A 25,133-nucleotide genomic window follows, 5' to 3' on the forward strand; every position below is an offset into this window, starting at 1 on the left:
CATTAAAAAATTCGACATGTCTGGTAAAATGAAACATATCTTATTCTTGTTTTTTTCTTTGTGCCTGATGGGAAATACTGCCATGGCGCAGGTTCCCGACGATATTATTGTGAGTCTGAAAACAGGCAATGCCGCCAGCCTGTCAAAATACTTTAGTCAGAATGTTGAATTGGTGGTTTTGGAAACCGAGAATGTTTACAGCCGCTCACATGCACAACAGGTACTGAATGATTTTTTCAAAAAATATCCTCCTCAGAATTTTAGTCTGATCCACGAAGGTGGAAAGGATAATTCGAGTTATGCCATTGGAAATTTGCAGGTTAAAGGCGATAAATTCAGGGTTTATTTTTTGCTGAAGGAAGTAAACGGTAAGGCCTATATTCATCAGTTGCGAATCGAACGACAGTCAAAATAATCACCTCAGAGCAAAGCATATTGCATGCGCATTATTCGTAAGTCACAGGAAAAGAAACTGCTAAGGATGGCGGTTCCTTACATAAATAAGGCGAAGCGGGTTTCGTTTCCAGGTTTCGACCATGTTCCTGTTTACAATGTAGCCCTCTTTTTTTTCAAGGGACTTCGCGACGGGGACATTAACCGCCGTGCTTCAGCTGTGGCCTTTAGTTTAATTCTGGCACTCTTCCCTGCTATTATTTTCCTGTTTACCCTTATTCCTATTATTCCGATTGCCAATTTTCAGGAAGAACTGTTGTTGCTCATCGAATCGATTGTACCTGAAAGCAGTTATGCAGCCATCGAAAAAATAATTATCGATATTATTACCATCAAACATGGTGGTTTTCTTTCCATCGGTTTTATTATGGCTGTTATATTCAGCACCAACGGAATCGTATCGCTTATTCAGTCGTTTAACGCCTCGGTGAATATCAGCGACACGCGCAGCTGGCTGATGCAAAGAGCCATTGCCGTGGCGCTTGTTTTCATCCTTTCCTTACTTATTACGCTGGGCATTACCTTGATTACCATTACCCAGCGCCTGATGAACTTCATGGTCGAAAAAGAGTTTATGCAGCAGGATTTTACTTATTACATGGTTTCGATAGGAAAGTGGGTGGTTATTTTGGCCGTATTTTATTTTGCCTATTCTTTTCTCTTTTATCTGGGGCCCGCCCGAAAAAGCAAATACCGGTTCATTTCGGCAGGAGCTACACTGGCTACTTTTCTGTCGATTATTATTACCGTGGGTTTTGGTTTTTATATCGACAACTTCGGGCAGTTTAATGCCCTCTACGGTTCAATTGGAACCCTGCCTGTTGTAATGATGATGATTTATCTGAACTGTCTGGCCATCATCATGGGTTTTGAGCTGAATGTTGGAATTGTGGCGGCCCGCCGAATTCACTTAACCCAGCTGGGTAAGGATTGACAGCTTCGTGTAAAATCCTTATTTTTTTCGGATGAGCGACATGCCGTCCCTGAAAGGAAGAATCACCTGTTCTACCCTCGAGTCGTTTTTTACCAGTCGATTAAAGTTGATAATTCCCTGAGTTTGTGAATCAGACAATTCGCTATTGGTGACTTTCCCATCCCAAAGTGTATTGTCGGCAATAAGGTAGCCTCCACTGCGTACTTTATCGAAAACCAGCTGATAATATTCGCTGTATTGCCGCTTGTCGGCATCGATGAAGACCAGGTCAAAAACTTCGTCGATGGTGGGAATAAGGTTGATGGCATCTCCAAAATGACAGATTACCCTGCTGTTCATGCCCGATTTATGAAGGTATTTACGAATGATGCCTTCCTGTTCGTCATGTAGTTCAATGGTGTGAATCAGTGCCTTGTCGTTGAGGGCAAGGGCCATGCTGATGGTTGAATAAGCCGTGTAGGTGCCCAGTTCAAGGACTCTTTGCGGATGGATCATCCGGCAAAGCATGTTCAGAATTTTTCCCTGAAGGTGACCCGATAGCATGCGGGGATGAATGCAGGTCAGATGGGTTTCTCTTTCCAGTTCAACCAGAAAATCTTCTCTGGGCTCGATATGACTTTCAAGGTACTGTTGCAGTTCAAACGAATGTTCCATATTACAGGAAAATTAATTTCGAAAGATTGGCTTCATCAAGCGTTTCATTGGCAATGGCATACAGGTCTTCGGCCGTAATCTGATCGATTTTCTGAAAAACCTCAGCGAGCGAATCAACTTTGTTAAAATAGAGATAGCTGCGTCCCAGTGTAAGCATCAGGTCTTCGCGGTTTTCATTGGCAATGGCGAGTTGACCAATGAGCTGTTTTTTTGCCTTGGCCAGCATTTGAGGTCCCAGTTTCTTGTTTCGCAGTGTTTTAAATTCACTTTCGACCAAAGCCAGTGCCTTGTACAGGTTGTTGCGCTCGGTGCCAAAATAAACCATGAAAATGCCGGTGTCGGTGTAAGGAGTATAGTTGGCTTCGACTGAATAGACCAGGCCGTTTTTTTCACGCAGCGACATGTTCAGACGAGAGTTCATCGAATTGCCTCCCAGTATATTGCTCAGCAATACCATGGGAAGACGCTGCGGATGATCGAGCTGGTAAGATTCAGTGCCAACAATGCAGTGCGACTGGAAGGTGTCTTTGCTTATTTCGAGACGCTTCGGCCGGTAGCCGCTAAAGGGAATCCTGATCCTTTCGTCCCGCTTTTCTGTCATTTGTTCAAAATAGTTGGCCACTGTCTTTTTAAAGCGCAGCGGATTGATTTTGCCCACCGAACAAATCACCAGCTCGTGGGTGTGGTAATTACGACGGATAAAAGCTTCTATCGCTTTGCGATTAAACGAGCGAACTTTTTTGGGAGTACCCAGTATGTTGCGTGCAATCGGATGTCCGTCGAAGACCAGCTCTTCGAATTCGTCGTAAATAAGTTCCGACGGTGAATCGTTGTATGAGTTAATTTCTTCAATAATGACCTCTTTCTCCATGCTGATTTCCTTTTCAGGAAAACTGGCATTGATCACAATGTCGCTAATAAGTTCAATCACCCGCGTGTAAAATTCACTGAGGAAAGTGGCAAAGATGGCTGTTTCTTCTTTGGTGGTGTAGGCATTGAGTTCGCCTCCAACATCTTCAAGGCGGTTGATCACCTGAAACGATTTGCGTTTTTTAGTTCCCTTAAATATGGTGTGTTCGATAAAATGGGCAAGCCCCTGTTCTGCATCCTGCTCATCGCGCGAACCGGTATTCATGATAATGCCAAAATGAGCGACCGGTGAATCAACAGGCTGATGAATTACTTTAATCCCGTTTTTTAACGAAAACGTCTGATATTCCATGTGTTTACTTATAAAAAAGAGTGCAAAAGTAGGAAAATAATAGCATTTCATGGCAACTCTTCATGAAAACAATGGTCTTTATACTTTCAGGGTAGAACTTTGTTTTTGCTTTGTATTTTTTATGGCTTAAAAAAGCAATAAATTTGTTAGCATATATTTATCAAAATAATAAACAATCCTGACCTGTTGACCATGAATCGTATTTATCTGCTTTTATTATTTTGTTTTCTGTTTATTGGCAGTTTTGCGCAATATCGCCAGAACGTCAGGGGAGTTGTGCTTGATAAGGCTTCGAAGGTTTCATTGCCGGGTGCAAATATTGCATTGATATCAGAAACGGGTACCAACCTGGGAACCATGAGTGATGAAAATGGAGCTTTTTCACTGGTAAATGTGCCCATTGGCCGGTATCGGCTTGTGGTTACTTATATGGGTTATGAAGCTTTCGAATTAGTTAATCTCGAAGTCAACTCAGGAAAAGAGAAACTGCTGGAACTTGAACTTACCGAAGAGGTGCTGGAAGTGGAAGAAGTATTGGTTACTGCATTAAAACCCGGTGAAACACACAACAAAATGGCGGCGCTGAGTGTTCGGTCGTTTTCGGTGAAGGAAACCGAACGCTATGCAGGCAGCATGGGCGATCCATCAAGAATGGCCGCAAATTTTGCCGGAGTAATTACTGCCAACGACAGCCGCAACGACATCATCATCAGGGGAAACTCGCCCCAGGGCCTGCTATGGAAGCTCGAAGGGATTTCCATTCCTAATCCCAATCATTTCGGAGCCCTTGGATCGACTGGCGGACCAGTGAGTATACTCAACAACAATGTACTCACCAATTCCGATTTTTTTACCGGAGCTTTTCCTGCCGAATTTGGAAATGCCCTTTCGGGGGTTTTCGATTTGAAAATGCGCAATGGAAACAATGAACAACATGAGTTCACCGGGCAGATAGGTTTTAACGGTGTTGAGCTGGGAGCCGAAGGGCCGCTTTCAAAAGAAAGGGGCTCGTCGTACATGTTCAACTACCGGTATTCGGTTTTAAGCGTAATGGATAAACTGGGTTTTGATGTGGCCGACGGAGCTGTTCCCGAATACCAGGATCTCACTTTTAAATTCTATCTGCCAACCGAAAATAAAGGGACTTTCTCGGTATTTGGCATTGGAGGCAATAGCAATATCGTTTTTGAAGATGAAAATACCGAAGGAGGAACCTCCTATGACACCAGCAACGATGTGCGCACCATCAATGGATCTTCGATGGGAGTTGCAGGTTTAACCCATCGTTACTTCCCCGATCAGCAGTCGAATATTTATTCTACACTTTCAGTCACTTTTCAGGAAGTGTCCACATCGATTGATACTGTTTTTCAGTCGCTTCCATCTAAAATCTTCTATGGCGAAAACAACCATGAATACCGCATTGGTTTTACCTCGAAATACACCCGAAAACTCGATGCCCAAAATACCTTTAAAGCAGGAATTGAAGTTCAGAATTTTGCCATTAACTATGCCGACAGCATTACAGGAGAGGTGTTCGACCCGCCAATTGATGGCTATGTGAAACAGCTGAATACCAGAGAAAAATCTTTAATGCTGGCCCAGCTGTTTGGGGAGTGGCAGTACCGTATGAACGAGCAAACCACCTGGTACGGCGGCTTGCATTACCAGCATTTTTTCTACAACAACACCATGGCTGTCGATCCGCGTTTAAGCCTGAGTTATGAATTGGACCGAAGTACTAAAATCAGTATCGCCTACGGTCACCATTCACAAGTACAGCCGCTTTATGTTTATTTTACCGAAAGTTATAACGAAGAAAGCGGAGAATATTCGCTGAGTAACAGTGCGCTAAAATTCACCAAGGCACATCATTTTGTGGCTGCTTACGATCAGATGGTAAATAACTATCTGAAAGTAAAAATTGAGACCTATTATCAGCACGTTTATCATGTGCCGGTGACGGCAAACAGCAGTTATTTTTCGATGGTAAATGCTGGCAATACTTTTCATCAGGAAAGAATAGAAAACCTTGTTAACAGAGGGTATACACGTAATTACGGTACTGAATTTACCATTGAACGTTTTTTGAAGGACAATTACTATTACCTGCTTACAGCCTCGCTTTTCGATTCAAATTATAAGCCAAGTGATAACATTTGGCGAAATACCGAGTTCAACACCAACTACATCGTGAATGCGCTGGGTGGTTATGAACTTCGCTTGAGTGCTAAGGCGTCTATCGATATGAATATGCGCCTGGTATGGTCAGGTGGAAAGCGTACCCTGCACATCGATCTTTATCAATCGAGAGAAGAAAACCGTACGGTGTACGATCATTCAAAGGCTTATTCTGCAAAGGGGGCGCCCTACTTCAGGCTTGATACGCGTTTTGCTTTCAAAATGAACGGGAAACACATTACTCAGGAGTGGGCCCTTGATTTGACCAACATGACCAATCACAAAAATGTGTATTCGGTATTTTATAATACGACGAAAAAGGACATTGATTATGTGTATCAACAAGCTTTTTTCCCGATGTTTTTATATCGGATTAACTTCTGATGGCGCAGGGTTTGGAAGATAAAAAATAAATAATATATTTGCATCGCTCAACGAAAAAGGTGCCATAGCTCAGTTGGTAGAGCAACGGACTGAAAATCCGTGTGTCCCCGGTTCGATTCCTGGTGGCACCACCTAAAAAAGACGATCATCAGATCGTCTTTTTTGTTTCCCAAATTTAAGCTTCTGCATCGAAGCCGGTTCTTCCCACCTGATTTTCTGATCGTATACAGACTTTTATTTGCACTTTATTACCAGCGGACAAAAAATCCAAAATCGATATCGGTTTGCATGAAATCGCGTGTGGGTGTTTCAATCGACTGGCTTTTAAAGTTGGTATCGTTGTAATTGTATGAAGTTTCTTCGTAATTGATTGAATTCTGGGTGATAAAATGACGTACCCTCACCCTTCCTCCGATGATGGCACTGTTGTAATTCAGAAAATCGAAGTTCAGCTCAAGGGTTGGCATAATAAAAGGCGAAAAGCTTAATTTGGTTTCATAATCGTAAACCACCTTTGAATCGGTATTGGAGGTTTTGACAAGGTTTTGTTGCTCGAAAGGCAAAAAAGAACCAAGGCCTGCCTGAAGCGCTACAAAAAGTTCCATTGTTTTGTATTTGGCCTGGAAATTAGGTGCAAGATAGGCTGTTGCCATCGAAAAATCCCAATCACGGCTTATCGGACTGGTCTTCACCTCACCGCTATTGGTGCGGCTGTAATATTGATTGAATTCGGTGAGATAGTATCGACTCGACATCGAACCAACCATCAGTCCAAGATTGCGGTTTAAACGGTAGTTGAACGAAATGTTGTAATTGTAGGGAACCAGTTTGTAGTTCAGGGTAAAGTTGGTTTCAAGCTGATATTTCGATTCAAACTCAAGTTTTGAGGCGATTTCAAAATAATTGTAATCGGCCTGGTTGTCCTGATAATAGATATGATCGAGGAAATCGAGCTGTTGGGCCGATCCGGGATGCTCCGAAGTAACATCCTTAATTCCATAGTACAATGATATCCATTTTCGGGTGAGATCAAATCCTTCGGCTGAAAAGACTGCTGTTGAAAGCAAAACTGTTACCAGTATGGTGCTTATGGTTTTTTTCATTGCGATGATTTTCTGAATTGGCCCTGTAAATTGTTCGCTACCCTTTAATTGCAATACAATTTACGATGGAAGCTGTAATAAAAAGTCAGAAAGACATCGTTAAGTTTAACAGAAGGCCGGAGTTTTTGACGTCGGGCCTAAAAGCTTTGATGAATGAGCGTCCAGTGGTGTTCTAATTCATTGCTTGAGGCAAAGACCAAATCGGCACCGGCATCCCATAAATGGCTTTCGTTAATTGGGCCGGTGTTGATGGCAATGGTAAACAAGCCGGCCGCTTTAGCCGAACGAACTCCCAATGGAGCATTTTCAACTACCAGTGATTGATGCAGACCGTAGCCCGATTTTTTCATGGCCATCAGGTAAGGTTCCGGATCGGGTTTTCCCTTTTTAACATCGTTGGCAGTAATCATTTTCTCTCTTTTTAGTGCGGGATGAAATTCCTTCTCCAGGCGGTCAATCAAAATTGCCTGCCCCGATCCGGTAACCACCCAGCAATCGATACCGCTGCCGGCGATGTTTTGCAGCAATAAAGGCATTGCTTGTATAATTTCGGGCTGTGGAAGCAGCGCCATGTAATCGTGCTTTTTTTGCTTGATGGCTTCAGCAAGGTCGTCCGATGCTTCCTTGTTGAGGTATTTTTGAAACATTCGTTTCACCGTATATTGTGCGGTGCTGCCTTCATTCATATAAGGTTCTTCAGCTGAAAGATGGAGGCCGTAAGCACTGAAGGTTTTCAACCAGGCTTCGGCATGCAGGGGCATTGAATCGAAAAGAACCCCGTCCATGTCAAAGAAGACTGCCTTTAAGTTGAATGATTGTCTGAGTTGTTGTTTGTATTGATTAATAGCTTGTACGATCGATTTTTCCTGCATGGCGCTAAATTTTCTGCAAAAGTAAGAATGCATGCCAATTTAGCTGGTTTGTGCACTTGAAACCAGAAATTGATAAACATTCGTTAATTCAATGCTTACTGAATGGCGCCAATGATGATGCCCATAACAGTGTAAACCAACACATCGTAACCAAAGTGGATGAGCCATAGCTTTTTGCTCTGACCTTCGTAGGTTACATTGTTGAACTTCGAAGTGCCAATCCAGAAGAAGGCAGTGGCAAAGCCGGCAAAGGCTCCCATGGCAATGCCTGGTTCTTGTCCCAGATACATGCTTAAGCCGAATGAAGCAATGAGGTACATAACAAGGGTTACCACAATTGGTTTCCACATGGGGCCAGCTGCACGCAACTGTTCTGCTGTGAAATTGTTTTCTTTCATCCACTGCTTTCCTAAAACAGGGCCATACCATAAACTGCCTGTGAACATGGCAGCAAGAGTTGCTGCAGCTACTGCCCAAAAATTAACATGAAATTCCATATTATAATGTTTTGTAATTGAATAAGTAACATAATGTGACCGATAAAGGTTGAAGGCATACTCAGTGTGGGTTGTTAGCAAACTGTTTTGGCATTGTGACCTGTGTCACCATTTGGGAGTATTCTGGCACCAAAAAGTACTTTGTTACATTAATAGTGATATTTTTAAGTGTTTTTTAAGAGGAAAGGCCATTAATTTGTAATTCATTTTTATTCTTATGCAGGAACTGGAGCAGTATTTTTCGAAATTCAGAGATAAAATAATTGGTATTGATGCCCGTTTTCAATCTCCTGTTGGCGAGCGCAACATCGTTTATTTCGATTGGATTGCAAGTGGTCGCTTGTATGGTCCGATAGAAGAAAAACTGAGCAGGGAGCTGGGTCCCTTTGTAGGCAATACACACACCGAGACTTCGGAAACCGGTACCCGTATGACGCTGGCCTATCGCTGGTCACATGAATATATAAAGAAGCATGTTAATGCAGGCCCCAACGATGTCATCATTACTGCCGGTTTTGGAATGACGGCGGTGATCAACAAATTTCAGCGCATTCTAGGTTTGAAATACTGTGGACGGGTAAGCCATAAATCGTGTCAGATGGATCGCAAAAAGCCGGTGGTCTTCCTTACCCACATGGAACATCATTCAAACCAAACCTCGTGGTACGAAACCAATGCCGATGTGGTAGTGCTTCCTCCGGGCGAAAACCTGCTGGTCGATCCTGAAATATTGCGGACCGAACTTCAGAAATACGAAGATCGTGAGTTCAAGATCGGATCCTTCACCGCCTGCTCCAACGTTACCGGCATTCGAACACCAATTCACGAGCTGGCAAAGGTAATGCACGAATATGGAGGAGTAATTTTTGTCGATTATGCCGCTTCGGCTCCCTACGACGCAATTGATATGCACCCCGATGATCAACGGGAAAAACTCGATGCCGTGTTGTTTTCACCACATAAATTTCTGGGCGGACCCGGGGCTTCGGGGGTTTTGATCTTCGATGCTTCGATGTACAAAAATGAGGCGCCCGATAATCCTGGTGGAGGAACCGTCGACTGGACCAACCCCTGGGGGCGCTACAAATATGTCGATAACATCGAAACCAGAGAGGATGGCGGAACACCGGGTTTCCTGCAAAGTATCAAGACGGCGCTTTGCTTCAGCTTAAAGGACCAAATGGGGATTGAAAATATCAGACGACGTGAGGAAGAATTACTCCAGCTCGCTTTCGAGGGGCTCGACACCATACCCGAAATAAAGGTGCTGGCCAACGAGCGTCGCGACCGGCTGGGCGTGATCTCTTTTTACATGGAAGGTCTGCATTACAACCTGTTTGTGAAATTACTGAACGATCGCTATGGCATTCAAACACGTGGAGGATGTGCCTGTGCCGGAACCTATGGTCATTTTCTGCTCGAAATGAGTGAAGACCAGTCGGACCTGATCACGCAGCAAATCAACAGTGGCGATCATTCGGTAAAGCCAGGCTGGGTTCGCTGGTCGTTGCATCCTACCACCACCAATGCCGAAGTAGCGCTGATGATTAAAGCCCTGAAAGACATTGTTGCCAGGCACGAAGAATATGCAGCCGATTATACTTATGAACGCCGGGAAAATCACTTTGTGCATAAAAATGAACAGTTTGGTGCATCCTCGATCGAAGAATGGATGACTTTCGATTGATTATTTTCTGTATTGCTTACAGCAAATTTTTACATTTGTAGTCTTTCGACAAGCATTTTTTTCAGCAAAAGAGTGATAGCATGGATGTAAAAATTGAACCCTCATGGAAAGAGGTACTGGCCGATGAGTTTGATCAGGCCTATTTTCAGCACTTAGCTTCATTTGTGAAACAGGAGTATCAAAAACATCCTGTTTTTCCTCCTGGAAATGAGATTTTCAATGCCTTTAATCTTTGTCCCTTTGAAAAAACCAGGGTGGTCATTATTGGTCAGGATCCGTATCACGGTCCGGGGCAGGCACACGGACTATGCTTTTCGGTGCGCGAAGGAATTGCATTTCCACCTTCGCTCCGAAACATCTTCAAGGAAATAAACAACGACCTGGGAACGAAGCTACCCGAAAGCGGAGATCTCAGCCGCTGGGCCACCCAGGGCGTATTGCTGCTCAATGCAACGCTTACGGTACGCGCACACTCACCTGGTTCGCATCAGAACAAGGGTTGGGAGACTTTTACCGATGCAGTGATACGCGCAGTATCTGAAAAACACAGCCATCTTGTATTCCTGTTATGGGGTGCTTATGCCCAGCGCAAAGGTGCCATGATCGATTCTCAAAAGCACCTGATTTTGAAATCGGTTCATCCTTCGCCACTTTCAGCAAGTCGCGGTTTTTTCGGCAACAATCATTTTAGTCTGACCAATGAATATCTCAGAGCAAATGGTGCTGAGCCCATTGTGTGGTGAGCGTGACCTGATAAACGGAAAACTCCGTATTAAGATGACTTACCCTAAGGGATCATCAGCTTTTCAATTATATTTGCCATCATTCAACCCATCAATATAGACCCATGAAGCACCTGTACCTGTTGATACTATTTTTACTACTTGCTGCAAGCAGCTTTTCAAAAAAGAAAGAGGAATTACAAAAGTACAATGAAAACTACCGAAGTCAGTACCATTTTTCGCCGGTGCTGAACAAAATGGGAAATCCCTTGTCGGTGGTTCTGATCGACTCGGTGTATCATCTTTATTTCCAATACAATCCACATAATCTGATGGATGCTTATTTCAACACGGGGCATGCAACAAGCAAGGACTTATTGCACTGGAAGCAACACGAACTGGTGTTCGAGCAAGTCGAAGGCATCAGCGATTCGATGCACCTTGTTCCCTGGTGGGGAAGCATGCAAACCATCGATGGTGAGCTCAGCGCCTGGATGAACCGCTGGGATGAAGGAATTGTGAAAACATCGGGAAGCGATGGTTTTGTGTGGAATGCTGAAGTAAAAACAGTTGGTACAGAGCAGTTCAAACAATGCGAACCTTATGTTTTTTGGCATGAGCCAACTCAAAAGTGGATCATGTTTGTTTACAACCGGCCTGAAAAAAGCATGCACATTATGCGCTCTGATGATGGAAGCCGCTGGGATGAGATCAATCAATTCAATTACAACTATGGCTTTCCTCAAATGATTGAATTGCCTGTCGACCGTAAAGCCGATAATACCCGCTGGGTACTGTTTACCGAAAAAGGAACCTACATTATCGGGCAGTTCGACGGAGAAAATTTCGAACTCGAAACCTCGGTAAAAATGCTGAATAACGGAAGTAATACCGGCAGTACAGTAGTTTTTTATGACAAAGCAAAGCAGCGCCATGTGGCCATGCTGAATGTTCAAAGCGAACAACATGCCGACATGGCGGCCAATGGTCAGTTAACTTTTCCTGCAAAGCTTGCCCTGCGTGAGTTGAATTCGGGAATCGAACTTTTTGTGGAGCCTTTAAGCGAAATCACCTCACTGTTTGGTAAAGAATATTCATGGGAAGATGAGAAAGTATATCCGGGTTTAAAGAACAATATTTTGAAGCGAATTAAAGGATCTGAGTTTCACCTGAAAGCCCTTATTGAAAATCTCAATAGTGACCGGTTTGGTTTTTTAATCAGAAGCGGAAGGAATAATCAGGGCATTGAAGTAAGCTACAATGCCAAGAAACAGATTATTACGGTAATGAATGCCCAGATACCCTACGAAATGAAAGGTAACAGTATCGAAATTGAGCTGCTTATCGACCGTTCGATGCTTGAAGTGTACCTCGATGGTGGTCGTTATGTTTTCAGCGAAGCCATCGCTCCATCGCCCGAAGCCACCGGGTATGAGTTGTTCACCACCGGAGGTGAGATCATGGTGAAATGGATGAAGGTACATCCGCTCAATTCTGTTTGGAAGCAACAGTAAAATCACCAATGAATATCATGTTTTAAAAAAACGAATCTTCAGAACTTGCACTGCAAGAGCTGAAGTGTTTCATTTCGTTTTTGCTTTTAGCTAAACTGAACACTTTTGCCCGAAACCGATCAAAACTCTGAATGCAAATGAAGGCGATAGTCAAAAGAAAACCCGAGCGGGGGCTTTGGATGGAAGATGTTCCCATGCCTGTTGTGGGTGCCAATGAAGTGCTTTTAAAAATTAGAAAATCGGCCATTTGTGGAACCGATCTGCACATTTATAAATGGGACGACTGGGCGCAAAAAACCATTCATCCTCCTTTGATCATCGGCCATGAGTATGTGGGCGAAATTGTTGAGCTGGGGTCAGAAGTCAATCAATATAAAATTGGTGAACGCGTAACGGCCGAAGGGCACATTGCCTGTGGGCACTGTCGCAACTGCCGGCGGGGGCGTATGCACATCTGTGATCACACCGTGGGAATTGGTGTGCAGCGCAATGGCGGCTTTGCCGAATATGTATCGGTACCGGTCAGCAATGTAATTAAGGTCGATCAGCGCATTCCCGATGAAATTGTATCGATCATGGATCCGCTTGGAAATGCCTGTCATACGGCACTTTCATTTCCGTTGGTGGGCGAAGACGTTCTGATTACCGGAATTGGTGGCCCCATTGGCTCCATGGCCGCTGCCATTTGCAAATTTGCCGGAGCACGCAATGTGATGGGGACCGACCTGAGTACTTACCGACGTGAATTGGCCCTGAAACTGGGTGCCGATCAGGTGATCGATCCATCAAAGGAATCATTCGAAGAGGCCATGGGGCGCATGGGCATGATGGCCGGTTTCGACATCGGGCTCGAATGCTCGGGCTCGTCGGTGGCCTTTAATCAACTCATCAACTACATGTACAACGGAGGAAAAGTTTCCCTGCTGGGCATTCTGCCGCCAAATACCACCGTCGACTGGAACAAGGTGATCTTTAAAGGGCTTACCATTAAAGGAATTTATGGCCGTGAAATGTTTGAAACCTGGTACCAGATGGAGATGATGCTGACCCGTGGCCTCGATATTTCACCCATTATCACCCACCGGATGAAGGCCGACGATTTTCAAAAAGCCTTCGACATTATGGAAGAAGGAAACTGCGGAAAAATCATACTCGACTGGGAGTCCTGAGTTAATTGCTGAGGAGATAGCGCGCCAACAGGTGTCGTTTATTGAATACTTCCACCTTGTCTGCCTGATAACGGATAAGCAGGCCTCTCTGCCGGCGATCGTATACAATAATCTCTTCTTGGTTGTAGCGTATCGTGTAGATTGGTTTGTACAGCTTTTTTCCTCTCCAGTGATGGATCTCGATGGCATTTCCGGCAGGATGGGTGGTAATGATGAATGTTTTGTCGAGGTGGATTTGTCCGTTTTCCAGATAAAAGTGATCGCCCCATTTGGGTCTTTTCGATGTGGAATAATGGTTGGGACCATGCCTGAAAATGCGGTCGTGCCAACTCCAACCATTTTTCATAAACAGCCCTTCTTCATTTTCAATAATTTTAAATTGCGGCCACCTTTTGTAAGAGGATGCCAGCGTGTCGCCAGTTTGTTGAACATTAAACTGTTCGCGGTAGCGCGCCCTTTTTCTGGCTTTTGTTGATAAAACACCATCTTTCATTTGGTAGTAGGTATAATCGGAACGGCGGTTTGGGTAAGTCGATTCTTCCAGATGAAAGTCAGTACCGTGCTGAAGTTTCAGCAGTTTATCGACCCTGATGGAGAGGTTGAAATTCAGGTCAGCAAACAGGAATTCTCCAATAGCAAAACCAACCAGGCGGTTTTGAACATCAATCGCTTTTTGGGTCGAATCGTTCACGGCAACTTTTTTGCTTTGCCTGATCAGATCAATTCTTAGCCCGTATAGATCATAAGCGGGTTCAATACTCAACTTTACTGTTTGTGCTTCGAAACCTTCGACATCGATTTTCCTGTTCATTTGGCTTTTGCCCATCAATGGAAGCAACAGCAGTAGGTAGAATAGTGCCTTCATCTTTGTTTTTGATAAGCACTCACAAGTTTCGTTCCACACAAAAATTGGCACCTGCTTGCAAGTTCCTGTACGAAATATTTTTTCCTGTTCAATTCATTAGAAATCGCTAACTTTGTCTTGTTTTTAAATTAGTAAGATGTATTCGATACGACAAAATAAAGTTTCAAGATTAATACAAAAAGAGCTGGCTTCGTTTTTTCAGCAGCAAAGCAGGGAATCGTTCCGGGGTAAAATGATCTCGGTAACCGTAGTAAGGGTTTCGAAAGACATGTCGGTGGCCAAAGTCTACCTGAGTATTTTTCCTTCGGAGGATGCTGAGGTAACACTGGAACTGATTAAGCAACTGGCGGGCCAGGTTCGGGGCGAACTGGGTCGAAAAGTAGGAAAGCAACTCAGGGTAATTCCGGAGTTGAGTTTCTATCTTGACGATAGCCTCGATTACATTGATAACATTGAAAAGGCCCTCAACAACTAACTTCTGTAAAAATGCAATACGATCCCATCAAGCGAAGCCTTGGCTCCGTTTTCAATAAATCAACCAGTTTACGTCGCTTGTTTTACCGTTTGCTTGACCTTTTGCTGCTGCGTTCGTGGCACATTCGTCGTGAGCTGAAACGTTGGAACAATCCGGAAAAACCGCATATCCTCGATGCCGGCTCAGGCTTTGGACAGTACACCTACCGCATGTCGAACCTGTTCAGGCAGGCCCGCATAAAGGCTGTTGATGTAAAGGAAGAACAGGTAGCCGATTGCAATGGTTTTTTCGGGCGCATCGGGCGAAACGAGCGGGTGGTCTTCGAAGTAGCTGATCTTACGCGCTTTGATGAGCCCTCGACCTACGATCTGGTGCTTTCTGTCGATGTAATGGAACACATCGAAGAAGATGTGCAGGTTTTTCGCAATTTCTACAGCTCGATGAAGGAAAACGGCATGTTGCTGATATCGACCCCTTCGGATCAGGGGGGCTCCGATGCACACGATCACGAAGGCGACGAAGTGTCGGGCTTTATCGATGAGCATGTACGCGACGGATACAATATCGAAGAAATTAAGGAAAAGCTCCGAAGTGCCGGATTCAGAGAGATTTATGCCCGTTATCAGTACGGAAAGCCTGGCAGCCTGTCGTGGCGCCTTTCGATGAAATATCCCATCAAACTACTGGGAGTAAGTAAAATATTCTTTGTTGTCCTGCCGTTTTATTATCTGCTTACCTTTCCGGTGAGTGCCCTGTTGAACTGGCTCGATCTGAAAATTGAACATCGTACCGGTACAGGATTAATCGTTACAGCATTCAAATAATTGAATTTTCCACTTTACATAGCCCGCCGATACCTTCTTTCAAAGAAGTCGCGAAATGTGGTGAACATCATTTCAGGAATTGCCATGCTTGGAGTAGTGGTTGGCACTACGGCGCTGGTGGTGGTCTTATCGATTTTCAACGGGCTCGATGTACTCATCAAATCGTTCTTCAGTTTTTTCGATCCTGAAATTAAAATTACACTGAACGAAGGGAAACAGTTCGATCCGAATAATGCCCTCTTCGAGCAGATTAAAAACGACGAATCGGTCATTCACTTTTGCGAAGTGGCCGAAGAAATTGCTCATTTCCGCTTCGAAGGCCAGCAATACATTGCCCGTATCAAGGGGGTTGAAGATGAGTACCTCGAAATGAGTGGCGTTGGTGAAGTAATGTACGATGGCGATCTGCTGCTTAACGATGGCAATTTCGACTACACCATCATTGGCAGGGGACTGGCATACAACCTGGGAGTGGCAGTCAATTTTATCCGTCCCATTCATATTTCGGTTCCCCGAAAAGGACGGACTTCTTCGGTCTTGTTAAATCCTTTCCGGCAGCAACATGTGTACCTGGGAGGAATTTATGCCGTTGGCCAACAGGAAGTAGACGATCAGTATGCCTTAATTCCACTGCACATGGCCCGCGACCTGCTTGACATGGACGGCACGGTAAGCTCGGTGGAGTTGGGACTTGCCGAAGGAGTGGATGTGAAGAAATTTCAGAAGAAAATTCAGCATTTACTGGGCGACGAATTTTTGGTCCAGAACCGTTATCAACAACACGAATCGTATTATCGCGTGGCACAAAGTGAACGATTCTTCATCTTTCTAACCCTTTCATTCATCCTCATCATTGCCTCGTTCAACCTCGCCAGTTCTATTTCGATGCTGATACTCGACAAGAAGAAAGACATCAACATCCTGATTAGCCTGGGGCTTACCAAAAAGCGACTGGGAAAAATATTTTTATACGAAGGAATGCTGGTTTCAACCATCGGAGCCCTTATCGGACTCGTACTTGGTATTTTAATCTGCTATGGCCAGATTCATTTTGGCTGGCTGAAATTTCCCGGAAATTTTGCTGTTGAATATTACCCGGTCGACGTGAGAATTCCAAGTCTGATCGTGATTGCCATTACCGTTTTGCTCATCGGATCGATTGCTTCATGGCTGCCCGTTAAACTTCTGCCGCGCCGATTCTTCCGGATCAACGAAGAATAGGGCCTAAAATATGGCGCCAATAATCTGAACAACAATAATTAACAATACCATGGCCAGCGGATAAACCGTGGCATAAGCCTCCGAAGGTGCATTGGTTTTGGTCATGGTATCTACAGCCGCCAAGCCCGGTGTGCTGGTCATACTGCCGGTGAGGGCACCCAGCATACTGAGCAGGTTGATTTTAAAAAACAGACGGGCAATAATGGTGGTTGCGATCATTGGAACTAGGGTGATAATGGCACCTGCAATGAACATATTGATACCGTTTTGCATAAAAATATCGACCAGCTCGGCACCTGCCGAAGTTCCAACGGCGGCCATGAAAAACAGCAGTCCGAATTGTCTGATCAGCTGGTTGGCGGCACTGGTCATGGTCCATAAAATGGGTCCTGTTTTGCCAATGCGGCCCAGCATCAGGCCGGCGAATAATACACCACCGGTTAAGCCGGGGCTAAAATTGAAGTTGCCAAACGAAAGGTTGATTTTTCCAATAAGTACCCCTGCAATGATGCCCATGGCGATGGGCAGAAAATCGGTATCAGACAGGCGGCGGTCATCGTTTCCGAAGATGTTTACCACCTGCTTCATGTTTTCGGTACCACAGGCGATCATCAGTTTGTCGCCAAAATGAATGCGCGAACCGGGCGATGGAGATATGTTGATGCCTGCCCGGGTAATGCGGGTGATGGTTGCTCCGTAATTCTCATTCAGGTTCAGCTCCCCAATGGTTTTATTCACATATTCCTTGTTGGTAACAAGCACTCTGCGTACATCGAACTGTTTTGAAAGCGGAAATTCAACATCGGTTTCATGGCCAATAAGCAAACTGATGCGTTTGAGCGCCTCACGATCGCCAACTGCTTTAATGATGTCTCCTTTGTGAAGAATGGTTTGCGGAGTGGGTGTTACCGCCACGCCTTCGTGCATTACCCGCGAAACCACGGCCTTGGTCATAAAGCGGATGCGCAGATCGCTGATCGATTTATCGATTACGTTTTCATTTTCGACGATGAAATTGGCTTTTAATATCTCAGGAAAATCAGATTTCAGGGCTTCATTGTATTCTTTTTCGGCCTGTTTCACATTCGTCTTCATTAATTTGGGAAGAAAACTGACAAACAGAATGACCCCGATCACCCCAAAAGGATAAGCCACCCCATAACCGATTGAGGCCAGTGGAGAACCGGTTGTATCGATGGCTGCTGCCAGACCGGGCGTACTGGTCAGTGCTCCTGTGAGTAAGCCAATGCCGATGTTGGCATCAATGTCGAAAAGATAAATAACGCCCAGCGTGGTCAATCCGGCAACAATGATTAAGGTACTTGCCAGAATGGCCAGGTTTTTACCATGTTTTTTAAATGAATCGAAAAAACCGGGTCCGGCCTGGATGCCAATGGTGAAAATAAACAGAACCAGCCCGATTTGCTGAAAGTCGTGTGGAATAATCACTCCATAATGCCCAAAAACCAGCGCAATGAAAATTACTGCCGATACATCGAGCGATATTCCTTTAATTTTAATTCTGCCTAAAAGAAACCCGAGGGTAACAATCAGAAAAAAAGAAAAATAGATGTTGCTGAAAAGGCCCATGACAATTGTTTTAAAAACTGTGCAAAGTTATGTTTTTAAATACAGGCTTGTCATTGGCCCGGCAAAACAATTTTTTATAAGCCCCATTTCTTAATCAAAAGAAAACATGGAAATGCCAGTATTTATGTTGTAAGCAAAAACGATAAATCGTCACCCGCATTCAGCTCTTTAGGACGAATTCCTTTCTTAAACAAACGGGCAGGAAGTTTTCCACGCAAATGTAATGCGCTGTTTTCGAGCAGGAGCATGCTTCCTTCGCGAAGGCCTAGCACATGCATTTGGGGGTTGATTTCGATGAATTCGCTGATGCGCTGTTCTCTTGTTTCGCCTGCATGGCCTTCGGGATTGGCATCGAGGTAATGCGGATTGATTTGAAACGGAACCAGATTCAGTACATCGAAGCCGAGCGGGTCGATAATGGGCATGTCGTTGGTGGTTCGGATGCTTGGGCAGGCAATATTCGATCCGGCACTCCAGCCGACATAAGGTGTACCCGCTGTAACTTTTTCCCTGATGGCTTCGATGAGTCCCTGGTCGCGCATCATTCTGACCAGCTGCCAGGTATTGCCACCGCCCACTACAATGGCTTCGGCGTCGGCAACAGCCTGCATCGGATCGTCGAAGTGATGAATGCTGACAATGCGGTGCCCTATTTCGTTAAAACGCTCATTTACATTTCGTTCGTATTCGTCGAACGAAAAAGTTACCGCAGCAAAAGGAATGAAAAGGGCTTTGACTGCCGTACTGCCCAGAAATTGCTGAATATCGTATTTCGGATAATCGAGATAAGGCTCACCGGCCATGGTTGAATTGCTGATTAACAAAAGTCGCATAATTGAAGGTTTTAATGAAGAACAAAGATAAGGGCATCCTGTTTTCGAAACAATGCTTTCGCTCATTCATCCAATATTTATCAACTTCAATTTGCTTGACCGGCCCCTGATTTTTAAGCAAAAAAAATCCAGACTGTACACCAGCCTGGATTTAAAAATGATGTATGTAATTAAAAGGTGAAGGTAAAACCGAGAGTTACCGGAGTTGTTAGGGGGCCTTTTCCGTCTTCGAACAGGGGCGTGTTGTAATAAGTAGCAAAAATGCCTACGTCATCGAAGCCAATTCGGGCGGTATATCCCCAGCGAACAGGAGCAATGTTGTGGTCGCTGCGGTCTTTGTTCTTCTCGTTCCCGATTTTTGTTTTGGTATGGTCGCCCAGTTTCAGTCCGCCAATTAAGCCGCCGGCGATGAACATGCGATCCTCTCCATGGTTTCCGGGTATCTGAATTTCAAGCATTAGCGGAGCCGTCAGGTACACTGTTGACAGCTTGCTCTTTCTGAAATCATTTTCAGGCAGGGCAATGGGCTGAATCATTCCGCTTTCATCACGTGCAATGGTAAACCGGTTGCGAAATTTGTAGTCGTTAAAGTTCAGTCCAAGTCCGGTTACAATTCCAACATACGAACCAAAACCAAAGCTGTATTCGGCAAAATTCCAGTTGAATTCGAACGATTTTTCTGCCCTGGTATCCAAAAAAGCAGGTGTTCCTTCGGGATACATCGAATAATCGGTGTTGTACAGCAGATTGCCACCAATCTCTAAACCGCTCCAGTGTCCGTCGAATTTTTTCTTCCGGTTGATTTTAATGGTCTCAATCTTGTTGTTTTCTTTGTCCCATGCTCCTTCTTCCCATTGGCTTTCAAAATCTTCCAGTTTCTCAACATCAATGGTGGTGTTGTTGCTGTCGCTGATAATTTCAACATTGTGTTTTCCTACACGAATCTGAACGGTGTCCTTTTTCGGGCTTTTTGTTGTGCTTTGCTCAACATTGAGTTCTTCTTTTTCGATGAGGATGTCAAATTCATCGGTGCTTGTTTTGCTTGTGGTCGTTTGTGCGTAAGCTGTGCTTAAAAAGAAACTGATGACGAATAAAATACTAAGTGTTTTCATGGCTATTTATTTTTCTGTTTGTGTTTTCTGTGTTAATGTTTCTGACCGTATGACGGCAAAGGCCGGAAAAATGTTACAGCAGCTTTTGAAAAATTATTCGCCCTGAAGAGAATGTATGACTAACTGGTTGACAGCAAGATTAAAATCGGAAAGTGAATTCCTGTTTTTTTCCCGGGCCAGATCGCCTGCCCGTTTTACTCCGCCCAGATATATTTTACTGAGCATCCCTAGTCCGGCCACGTAGCCGGTAATGTAATAGCCATGATAAAACTGGTGTACACTAAAGCCAAGCAGCGATGCATTGATCAAAAAGTTCAGCATGCCTTCGCCTGCTTTGCCTGCATATACCTGACCCGATCCGGGAATGAAGCGCGATAGGTTTTCGGCTTTACGGGGATTTTTGATTTTAGGAAGTTCGTTCTGATACAATGAGTCGGTAAGCGCGTTCAGCTGTAAAGCCTGTTCCTGGTCAACAGCCGTTTTGCTAAAATAATGCTGAAGTGTGGCACGGGCGTCGTTCCAGTTGTGTTGTTCGTTGAGGCAAAGTGTTTTTAGCGGAAGGAAACTAAGCCAGGTGTTACTGTCGCCCGAGCGTGCCAAAAATTCATCGATTTTCCAAAGTGCTTTTTGGGCTTCACCATTCAGGTAAGTGCAAAGGGCAAGTTCGTAATTTACAAGCGCATAAAGCGTATCCGTACTATTTGAAAAATAGATGGATTGCAGGTTTTCAGCAGCACGTTCATATTCGCCGTTTTCTTTATAGCAAAGCGCTTTATTGAATTGCAGACTTTGAATTCTTCCGGCGTCTGATTCATAAAAGATGCACCGCTCATATTCAATGGCCGCTTCAAAGTAGTTGGCACTGGCAAAGAGGCTGTCGGCTTTTCCTTGCCCGGCAAAGCTACCTGAAATAGTTACGCAAAGGAATGTGCAAATGAAAAAGAACCTGCTGATGCATGACTTGTTGGTATTCATTTTCGACAATTTTAGCGGTCATTACTGATCCGTAGATGTTTGAAACATAGGAAGCAGCAAAAGCGCTTCCGAAGGCAAGGGTTTTAATGTGAGTCGCTCCCAGTTTGTTGTAGTTTTCCCAGGAAATAAGGCCCAGACCGGCGGTAGCAATAAACGCTGCTATGCCCTGTCCTGTTTTCCCTGCATATATTTTTCCGCTCCCGGGAACAAGGGCCGAAAGCAGACCCGCCACCACCGGCGATTTGGCGCGATGTTGCTCCAGTTCGAGGGTAATATTTTTAAGGCTGCTGAGTGGTTCATAAATCACAGAAAGTGAAGAGTCGATGCTTTGCCAGTTTTTAGCTGCAAGCGCATAGTGTCCATTGAGCACATTGATGCCGTTGAGTTCGAAATTTCGAAGTGTCCTAACTGAGCCTTCTTTGGCATCAATTTCACTAAAAATGGAAGTCGCTCTTTCGTATTTGTTGTTGAAAATACAATTGCTGCCTGCAAAAAAGCGCGATTTCAAATAAAAGTCCGATTGCCGGCTTACCTTTAACAAGGCTTCGGTCGATAAAACTAGTTCTTTCAGGTGGTAGTGGGCCTGACCTTTGAAATGATGGAGTGAGTCGTTGTAGCTGGTACGGCTGCTGTCGAGTAAAAAAGTTACCTCGCGATAAGCACCCTGGTTCAGCAAATGCTCAATGAATCGGCTGTCGGCTTTTTTCTGGCCGGCAGCGGCCAGGGTAATCAACAGTAAGCACTGTATGAAAATGGTCTTCATTGGTATTTGCTAATAGGATCGTGAGCCCTGTGCGTGTGCCGATCGAAATCGGAGGGAAGCAAATCGACCGATGATAAACGATTACAGCGGTTGAGCCGGTCGAAAGTCAGCAACCCGCCTTTTATCAGGCCAAACTCATGCACGGCCTGTTTGCTGAAATCAGAACAACTGGGGTGATAAAGGCAATCGGCCGAGAAATGCTGCGAAATGGTATTCTGATAAACAAAAAGCAAGCCACCATAGCCCAGGCTTATCGGGTTGAGTGTTTTGAACGACGGCGTTTCATTCTTATAAATGTAAGGCCTTGTTGAATGCACAGTTTTCTGTTTGTGCAGCTTTTTTTGAATTTGTTCAAGGTCGCTTTTTATATTGATGGTTTGTGCCTGTAGGCCTTTCATCCCTAAAAAACCTGAAATGAACAAGGTTGTGGCCAAACTAATTTGAAGTAAGTGGCTTCGCATTTTCGGGAATTTTAAAATTGAAGTATTCGCTGTGTGCTTCATCACTCAGTTGAACATTGGAGAAAAGGGTGCGATTAATAATTGAATCACCTTTTTCGCGGTATGTAATTTCAGTAATGCGCATGGGCATTCTGAAACTGTTGAAATCGGCATACCGTGAATAATAGATTTTCTTTGTTGTTTGCCCTTTTGCTGTGAGGTATTCGGCATATACCGGATTGGCCCCTTCGAATACCATTTTTACCCGGCTGATAAGCTGCATGCTTTCCGGAGCTGTCCATTCGGTGACCAATAAGTTGCCTTCGTAATTCCGGCTGGTGAGGGTGAAGCCTTCATCGGCCAGTCCGAGGTCGTCGGTCAGGTTGTTGGTAAAATAAAAAAGCAATGAACGTTTGCTTGTATAGCCTTCAGCCTGCCTGTAAAGCACTTCGTTGCGCGCCGGATAGTACAGCGTGAGTTCACCCAGCTGGTTCGCAATGCTTAGCATCTCATCGGGAGCTGAGTAGTATTTTGTTAGCAACAGGCGTTGTCTGTCGTAATACAACTCAATTGTACTGGTACTTTTTTTGCGGTTTTCAAGCACTTCGGTTTGTTGCTGTAGCGATACATAGCGGTCATGTTGTGCATTGGCTGTGCCAGCGATCATTAAAAACAGCAAGAGGTTCAATAGTTTTACCATGGGCTAAAAAGAATCTACTTTCTAATGAAAATGAGGTTTGCACAATTTTAAATAGAAAACCTGAAGGGTTTAACAAAGAAGCCTGTTTGTTTTAAACAGGCTTCTGTATGTTGCTTTCTTATTCTACCCACATGAAGAATTTCGGGTTGTTAACATAGGGAGAAATGTCTTCGTAGTTAACAGCCAGCATGATAAGGTCGATCAGTGGAATGATGCCACCAAAACCACCACAGGTTAGGATGTAGGCAATTCCTGAAATGGGTTCGGTACCCAGGTAGAAACGGTGGATTCCCAGCGTACCCAGAAAGAAGTCGAGTAAGATGGCTACCATCGGGTCTTTGCCCTCAACAGTGTAGTCGGTCGATGACATGCCGGCACTTGTAATTCCGCTTTCGAGCATGCTGGTTTCGATGGCGCTGTCAAATAACTGGTCAACTGCAGCTTCGTCGAGTCGATACGTTGATGCATGACTTTGCTGAACCATCAAAAGGCCCATGACTACTGCAAGGAATAGTACAATTTTTCTCATACAATAAAAGGTTTAATGGATTAATTTATATTCAATCAAGAAACTTCTGTTTGTTTTATTATGAAAACCAAAATTAGTTTATTTTTATGTTGATGACGACTACTGAAATAGAAAATTTTCTGTATACTGCTTATTCAAAGGCAGAATATGAACTGATGTTCCAAAAAACATGCCAAAGCAGGGAGCTTTTTCTCACCATTTGGGAAATGGTGCGCGACCGGCCACCCGAAAAAGGCTGGCGGCTTTTGTGGATCATGGATCATGCAACAGAGAAGGACCATCGCTTTATTTTACCCATACTCGATGAACTGTATCAATTGGTGTTGAGAACCAAAAATGAAAGTTTTATCAGGCACGCCATGAAGCTGATTTTGCGTTGTCCCATCGATGAAGAATATGCCGGAGCCTTGCTTGAACGAAGTATTGAATGGATGAACAATGCCAGGGCAAAGGTCTCGACTCAGGGCCTGGGCCTCGAATTTTTTTATCAGGTCTGCCTTATTTATCCCGAACTGGAGGGGGAGTTGCTGGCTCACATGGATGCAATGATTGAGCGAAAGCCGGGAGCAGGAATGTCGGTGCGCATCAGGCAAATCAGGGAGCAGCTCAATAAAAAAGCCCGCCCGTAAGGGGCAGGCCTGAAGGTATTTGGGGCTAATGAATTATTTTTTGTTCAGCACTTTGCCGAGCACTTCGTCTTTGTCGAGCTTCTTGGTGCAGAAGAACCAGTCTTTACATTCTACACCTTCTTCCTGTCTATCCATGCGGTCTTTGGCTGTGCCACACGATCCGGCAGTTGGAACGATTACATCGTCGCCCGGACGCCAGTCGGCCGGAGTTGCTACATTGAATTCGTCGGCGGTCTTGAGTGCAATAAGCGCACGGTATAATTCGTCGAAATTACGTCCTAAACTCAATGGGTAATAAATAATGGTACGGATGATTCCTTTTGGGTCGATAATAAATACGGCCCTTACTGCTTTTGTATTGCTTTCACCTGGCTGAATCATGCCATATTTGGTAGCCACATCCATGGTGATGTCTTCGATCAGGGGGAATTTCACCTCAACATCTTTCATTCCCTTGTATTCGATTTTCTCTTTGATGGTGCGCAGCCAGGCAATGTGGCTGTAAAGCCCGTCGACTGATAAACCAACGAGTTTACAATTGGCTTCGGCAAACTTGTCCTCCATCGAGGCAAAAGTCATGAACTCTGAAGTACAAACGGGTGTAAAGTCAGCAGGATGGCTGAATAAAATCACCCACTTGCCTTTGTAGTCGGCGGGAAAATTGATGTCGCCCTGGGTAGTTACTGCTTTGAATTCGGGGGCTGGTTCGCCTATGCGTGGAAGTGATACTACTTTTACTTCCTGATTGATGTTTTCCATTTTTTTTGTTTTAAATGATTTTACAA

The 25,133-nt window shown here is 44.5% G+C and carries 26 protein-coding genes and 1 tRNA gene; 12 read left to right on the plus strand and 15 right to left on the minus strand.

The window, feature by feature from the left end:
* Positions 1-16 precede the first annotated feature (16 nt).
* Complete coding sequence (locus tag FHS86_RS01455) at positions 17-415, plus strand: DUF4783 domain-containing protein (RefSeq protein ID WP_429410373.1); 399 nt, start codon at positions 17-19, stop codon at positions 413-415.
* A gap of 24 nt (positions 416-439) precedes the next feature.
* A complete protein-coding gene (locus FHS86_RS01460; protein WP_429410375.1) occupies positions 440-1,387 on the plus strand; it encodes a YihY/virulence factor BrkB family protein in 948 nt (315 codons plus the stop codon).
* 18 nt (positions 1,388-1,405) lie between these two features.
* Here FHS86_RS01460 and FHS86_RS01465 read toward each other — a convergent pair whose 3' ends face one another.
* Positions 1,406-2,041: an O-methyltransferase gene (locus tag FHS86_RS01465; protein ID WP_429410377.1), complete on the minus strand. Its 636-nt coding sequence runs from the start codon at positions 2,039-2,041 to the stop codon at positions 1,406-1,408.
* Position 2,042: 1 nt separating this feature from the next.
* Complete coding sequence (locus tag FHS86_RS01470; protein ID WP_429410378.1) at positions 2,043-3,263, minus strand: M16 family metallopeptidase; 1,221 nt, start codon at positions 3,261-3,263, stop codon at positions 2,043-2,045.
* A gap of 192 nt (positions 3,264-3,455) precedes the next feature.
* On the opposite strand from FHS86_RS01470, the gene FHS86_RS01475 reads away from it, so the two are divergent.
* Positions 3,456-5,828: a TonB-dependent receptor gene (locus FHS86_RS01475; protein ID WP_429410380.1), complete on the plus strand. Its 2,373-nt coding sequence runs from the start codon at positions 3,456-3,458 to the stop codon at positions 5,826-5,828.
* Positions 5,829-5,886: 58 nt separating this feature from the next.
* Positions 5,887-5,959: transfer RNA gene (locus FHS86_RS01480), tRNA-Phe, on the plus strand.
* A gap of 117 nt (positions 5,960-6,076) precedes the next feature.
* On the opposite strand, the gene FHS86_RS01485 is transcribed toward FHS86_RS01480, so the two are convergent.
* The 3 genes from FHS86_RS01485 to FHS86_RS01495 form a co-directional block, all read right to left on the minus strand.
* Positions 6,077-6,931: a hypothetical protein gene (locus tag FHS86_RS01485; protein ID WP_429410382.1), complete on the minus strand. Its 855-nt coding sequence runs from the start codon at positions 6,929-6,931 to the stop codon at positions 6,077-6,079.
* A 137-nt stretch (positions 6,932-7,068) separates the two neighbouring features.
* Positions 7,069-7,803, minus strand: coding sequence for an HAD family hydrolase (locus FHS86_RS01490; RefSeq protein WP_429410384.1), 735 nt, complete (start codon positions 7,801-7,803; stop codon positions 7,069-7,071).
* A gap of 95 nt (positions 7,804-7,898) precedes the next feature.
* Entirely contained in the window at positions 7,899-8,300 is a 402-nt protein-coding gene (locus FHS86_RS01495) for a DUF1761 domain-containing protein (RefSeq protein ID WP_429410386.1), read from the minus strand.
* 217 nt (positions 8,301-8,517) lie between these two features.
* Here FHS86_RS01495 and FHS86_RS01500 point away from each other — a divergent pair, with 217 nt between their 5' ends.
* From FHS86_RS01500 to tdh, 4 genes are all read left to right on the plus strand, one after another.
* Positions 8,518-9,987 (plus strand): aminotransferase class V-fold PLP-dependent enzyme, encoded by a 1,470-nt coding sequence (locus FHS86_RS01500; protein WP_429410387.1) that lies wholly within the window; start codon positions 8,518-8,520, stop codon positions 9,985-9,987.
* Between the two features lie 80 nt (positions 9,988-10,067).
* Positions 10,068-10,730 carry a uracil-DNA glycosylase gene (ung, locus tag FHS86_RS01505; RefSeq protein WP_429410388.1) on the plus strand — a complete coding sequence of 221 codons (663 nt, stop codon included), beginning with the start codon at positions 10,068-10,070 and terminating at the stop codon, positions 10,728-10,730.
* A gap of 104 nt (positions 10,731-10,834) precedes the next feature.
* Positions 10,835-12,223: a GH32 C-terminal domain-containing protein gene (locus FHS86_RS01510; protein ID WP_429410390.1), complete on the plus strand. Its 1,389-nt coding sequence runs from the start codon at positions 10,835-10,837 to the stop codon at positions 12,221-12,223.
* Between the two features lie 137 nt (positions 12,224-12,360).
* Positions 12,361-13,392: an L-threonine 3-dehydrogenase gene (tdh, locus tag FHS86_RS01515; protein ID WP_429410392.1), complete on the plus strand. Its 1,032-nt coding sequence runs from the start codon at positions 12,361-12,363 to the stop codon at positions 13,390-13,392.
* A 1-nt stretch (position 13,393) separates the two neighbouring features.
* Here tdh and FHS86_RS01520 read toward each other — a convergent pair whose 3' ends face one another.
* Complete coding sequence (locus tag FHS86_RS01520; protein ID WP_429410394.1) at positions 13,394-14,257, minus strand: hypothetical protein; 864 nt, start codon at positions 14,255-14,257, stop codon at positions 13,394-13,396.
* Between the two features lie 136 nt (positions 14,258-14,393).
* On the opposite strand from FHS86_RS01520, the gene rbfA reads away from it, so the two are divergent.
* Genes rbfA through FHS86_RS01535 form a run of 3 tightly spaced genes read left to right on the plus strand, consistent with a single transcriptional unit; the run spans position 14,394 to position 16,777 of the window.
* A complete protein-coding gene (rbfA, locus tag FHS86_RS01525) occupies positions 14,394-14,732 on the plus strand; it encodes a 30S ribosome-binding factor RbfA (RefSeq protein ID WP_429410396.1) in 339 nt (112 codons plus the stop codon).
* 11 nt (positions 14,733-14,743) lie between these two features.
* Positions 14,744-15,556, plus strand: a complete 813-nt coding sequence (locus FHS86_RS01530) for a class I SAM-dependent methyltransferase (protein ID WP_429410398.1) — start codon at positions 14,744-14,746, stop codon at positions 15,554-15,556.
* Entirely contained in the window at positions 15,557-16,777 is a 1,221-nt protein-coding gene (locus FHS86_RS01535; protein WP_429410400.1) for an ABC transporter permease, read from the plus strand.
* 3 nt (positions 16,778-16,780) lie between these two features.
* Here FHS86_RS01535 and FHS86_RS01540 read toward each other — a convergent pair whose 3' ends face one another.
* The 8 genes from FHS86_RS01540 to FHS86_RS01575 all read right to left on the minus strand — a co-directional run bounded on the left by FHS86_RS01540 (position 16,781) and on the right by FHS86_RS01575 (position 23,719).
* Positions 16,781-18,367 carry an aspartate:alanine exchanger family transporter gene (locus FHS86_RS01540; protein WP_429410402.1) on the minus strand — a complete coding sequence of 529 codons (1,587 nt, stop codon included), beginning with the start codon at positions 18,365-18,367 and terminating at the stop codon, positions 16,781-16,783.
* A gap of 122 nt (positions 18,368-18,489) precedes the next feature.
* Positions 18,490-19,200, minus strand: coding sequence for a dipeptidase PepE (pepE, locus tag FHS86_RS01545; RefSeq protein ID WP_429410404.1), 711 nt, complete (start codon positions 19,198-19,200; stop codon positions 18,490-18,492).
* 170 nt (positions 19,201-19,370) lie between these two features.
* Positions 19,371-20,312: an outer membrane beta-barrel protein gene (locus tag FHS86_RS01550; RefSeq protein ID WP_429410406.1), complete on the minus strand. Its 942-nt coding sequence runs from the start codon at positions 20,310-20,312 to the stop codon at positions 19,371-19,373.
* A gap of 93 nt (positions 20,313-20,405) precedes the next feature.
* A complete protein-coding gene (locus FHS86_RS01555; protein ID WP_429410408.1) occupies positions 20,406-21,287 on the minus strand; it encodes a tetratricopeptide repeat protein in 882 nt (293 codons plus the stop codon).
* Positions 21,214-22,050 carry a hypothetical protein gene (locus tag FHS86_RS01560; protein WP_429410410.1) on the minus strand — a complete coding sequence of 279 codons (837 nt, stop codon included), beginning with the start codon at positions 22,048-22,050 and terminating at the stop codon, positions 21,214-21,216. Before FHS86_RS01560 ends, FHS86_RS01555 begins: the two co-directional genes overlap by 74 nt.
* Entirely contained in the window at positions 22,047-22,511 is a 465-nt protein-coding gene (yidD, locus tag FHS86_RS01565) for a membrane protein insertion efficiency factor YidD (protein ID WP_429410412.1), read from the minus strand. Before yidD ends, FHS86_RS01560 begins: the two co-directional genes overlap by 4 nt.
* Complete coding sequence (locus FHS86_RS01570; RefSeq protein ID WP_429410414.1) at positions 22,486-23,190, minus strand: hypothetical protein; 705 nt, start codon at positions 23,188-23,190, stop codon at positions 22,486-22,488. Before FHS86_RS01570 ends, yidD begins: the two co-directional genes overlap by 26 nt.
* A gap of 118 nt (positions 23,191-23,308) precedes the next feature.
* Positions 23,309-23,719, minus strand: coding sequence for a TM2 domain-containing protein (locus FHS86_RS01575; protein ID WP_429410416.1), 411 nt, complete (start codon positions 23,717-23,719; stop codon positions 23,309-23,311).
* A gap of 86 nt (positions 23,720-23,805) precedes the next feature.
* On the opposite strand from FHS86_RS01575, the gene FHS86_RS01580 reads away from it, so the two are divergent.
* On the plus strand, positions 23,806-24,348 hold the full coding sequence (locus FHS86_RS01580) for a hypothetical protein (RefSeq protein ID WP_429410418.1): 543 nt from the start codon (positions 23,806-23,808) through the stop codon (positions 24,346-24,348).
* 33 nt (positions 24,349-24,381) lie between these two features.
* On the opposite strand, the gene FHS86_RS01585 is transcribed toward FHS86_RS01580, so the two are convergent.
* Positions 24,382-25,107, minus strand: a complete 726-nt coding sequence (locus FHS86_RS01585; RefSeq protein ID WP_429410420.1) for a peroxiredoxin — start codon at positions 25,105-25,107, stop codon at positions 24,382-24,384.
* Between the last annotated feature and the right edge of the window lie 26 nt (positions 25,108-25,133).

The organism is Roseimarinus sediminis (assembly GCF_050433125.1).
In the GTDB taxonomy this organism is placed as follows: domain Bacteria; phylum Bacteroidota; class Bacteroidia; order Bacteroidales; family Prolixibacteraceae; genus Roseimarinus; species Roseimarinus sediminis.

What these genes read in the sequence shown, in the direction of transcription:
- FHS86_RS01500 (WP_429410387.1), top strand. Translation starts at nt 8,518, where the DNA reads ATGCAGGAACTGGAGCAGTATTTTTCGAAATTCAGAGATAAAATAATT.
- FHS86_RS01570 (WP_429410414.1), bottom strand. Translation starts at nt 23,190, where the DNA reads ATGGTAAAACTATTGAACCTCTTGCTGTTTTTAATGATCGCTGGCACA.
- pepE (WP_429410404.1), bottom strand. Translation starts at nt 19,200, where the DNA reads ATGCGACTTTTGTTAATCAGCAATTCAACCATGGCCGGTGAGCCTTAT.
- FHS86_RS01470 (WP_429410378.1), bottom strand. Translation starts at nt 3,263, where the DNA reads ATGGAATATCAGACGTTTTCGTTAAAAAACGGGATTAAAGTAATTCAT.
- ung (WP_429410388.1), top strand. Translation starts at nt 10,068, where the DNA reads ATGGATGTAAAAATTGAACCCTCATGGAAAGAGGTACTGGCCGATGAG.
- FHS86_RS01550 (WP_429410406.1), bottom strand. Translation starts at nt 20,312, where the DNA reads ATGAAAACACTTAGTATTTTATTCGTCATCAGTTTCTTTTTAAGCACA.
- FHS86_RS01455 (WP_429410373.1), top strand. Translation starts at nt 17, where the DNA reads ATGTCTGGTAAAATGAAACATATCTTATTCTTGTTTTTTTCTTTGTGC.
- FHS86_RS01465 (WP_429410377.1), bottom strand. Translation starts at nt 2,041, where the DNA reads ATGGAACATTCGTTTGAACTGCAACAGTACCTTGAAAGTCATATCGAG.
- FHS86_RS01560 (WP_429410410.1), bottom strand. Translation starts at nt 22,050, where the DNA reads ATGAAGACCATTTTCATACAGTGCTTACTGTTGATTACCCTGGCCGCT.
- FHS86_RS01585 (WP_429410420.1), bottom strand. Translation starts at nt 25,107, where the DNA reads ATGGAAAACATCAATCAGGAAGTAAAAGTAGTATCACTTCCACGCATA.
- FHS86_RS01575 (WP_429410416.1), bottom strand. Translation starts at nt 23,719, where the DNA reads ATGAGAAAAATTGTACTATTCCTTGCAGTAGTCATGGGCCTTTTGATG.
- FHS86_RS01510 (WP_429410390.1), top strand. Translation starts at nt 10,835, where the DNA reads ATGAAGCACCTGTACCTGTTGATACTATTTTTACTACTTGCTGCAAGC.
- FHS86_RS01580 (WP_429410418.1), top strand. Translation starts at nt 23,806, where the DNA reads ATGTTGATGACGACTACTGAAATAGAAAATTTTCTGTATACTGCTTAT.
- FHS86_RS01495 (WP_429410386.1), bottom strand. Translation starts at nt 8,300, where the DNA reads ATGGAATTTCATGTTAATTTTTGGGCAGTAGCTGCAGCAACTCTTGCT.
- tdh (WP_429410392.1), top strand. Translation starts at nt 12,361, where the DNA reads ATGAAGGCGATAGTCAAAAGAAAACCCGAGCGGGGGCTTTGGATGGAA.
- rbfA (WP_429410396.1), top strand. Translation starts at nt 14,394, where the DNA reads ATGTATTCGATACGACAAAATAAAGTTTCAAGATTAATACAAAAAGAG.
- FHS86_RS01530 (WP_429410398.1), top strand. Translation starts at nt 14,744, where the DNA reads ATGCAATACGATCCCATCAAGCGAAGCCTTGGCTCCGTTTTCAATAAA.
- FHS86_RS01520 (WP_429410394.1), bottom strand. Translation starts at nt 14,257, where the DNA reads ATGAAGGCACTATTCTACCTACTGCTGTTGCTTCCATTGATGGGCAAA.
- FHS86_RS01555 (WP_429410408.1), bottom strand. Translation starts at nt 21,287, where the DNA reads ATGAATACCAACAAGTCATGCATCAGCAGGTTCTTTTTCATTTGCACA.
- FHS86_RS01490 (WP_429410384.1), bottom strand. Translation starts at nt 7,803, where the DNA reads ATGCAGGAAAAATCGATCGTACAAGCTATTAATCAATACAAACAACAA.
- FHS86_RS01475 (WP_429410380.1), top strand. Translation starts at nt 3,456, where the DNA reads ATGAATCGTATTTATCTGCTTTTATTATTTTGTTTTCTGTTTATTGGC.
- FHS86_RS01485 (WP_429410382.1), bottom strand. Translation starts at nt 6,931, where the DNA reads ATGAAAAAAACCATAAGCACCATACTGGTAACAGTTTTGCTTTCAACA.
- FHS86_RS01540 (WP_429410402.1), bottom strand. Translation starts at nt 18,367, where the DNA reads ATGGGCCTTTTCAGCAACATCTATTTTTCTTTTTTTCTGATTGTTACC.
- FHS86_RS01460 (WP_429410375.1), top strand. Translation starts at nt 440, where the DNA reads ATGCGCATTATTCGTAAGTCACAGGAAAAGAAACTGCTAAGGATGGCG.
- yidD (WP_429410412.1), bottom strand. Translation starts at nt 22,511, where the DNA reads ATGCGAAGCCACTTACTTCAAATTAGTTTGGCCACAACCTTGTTCATT.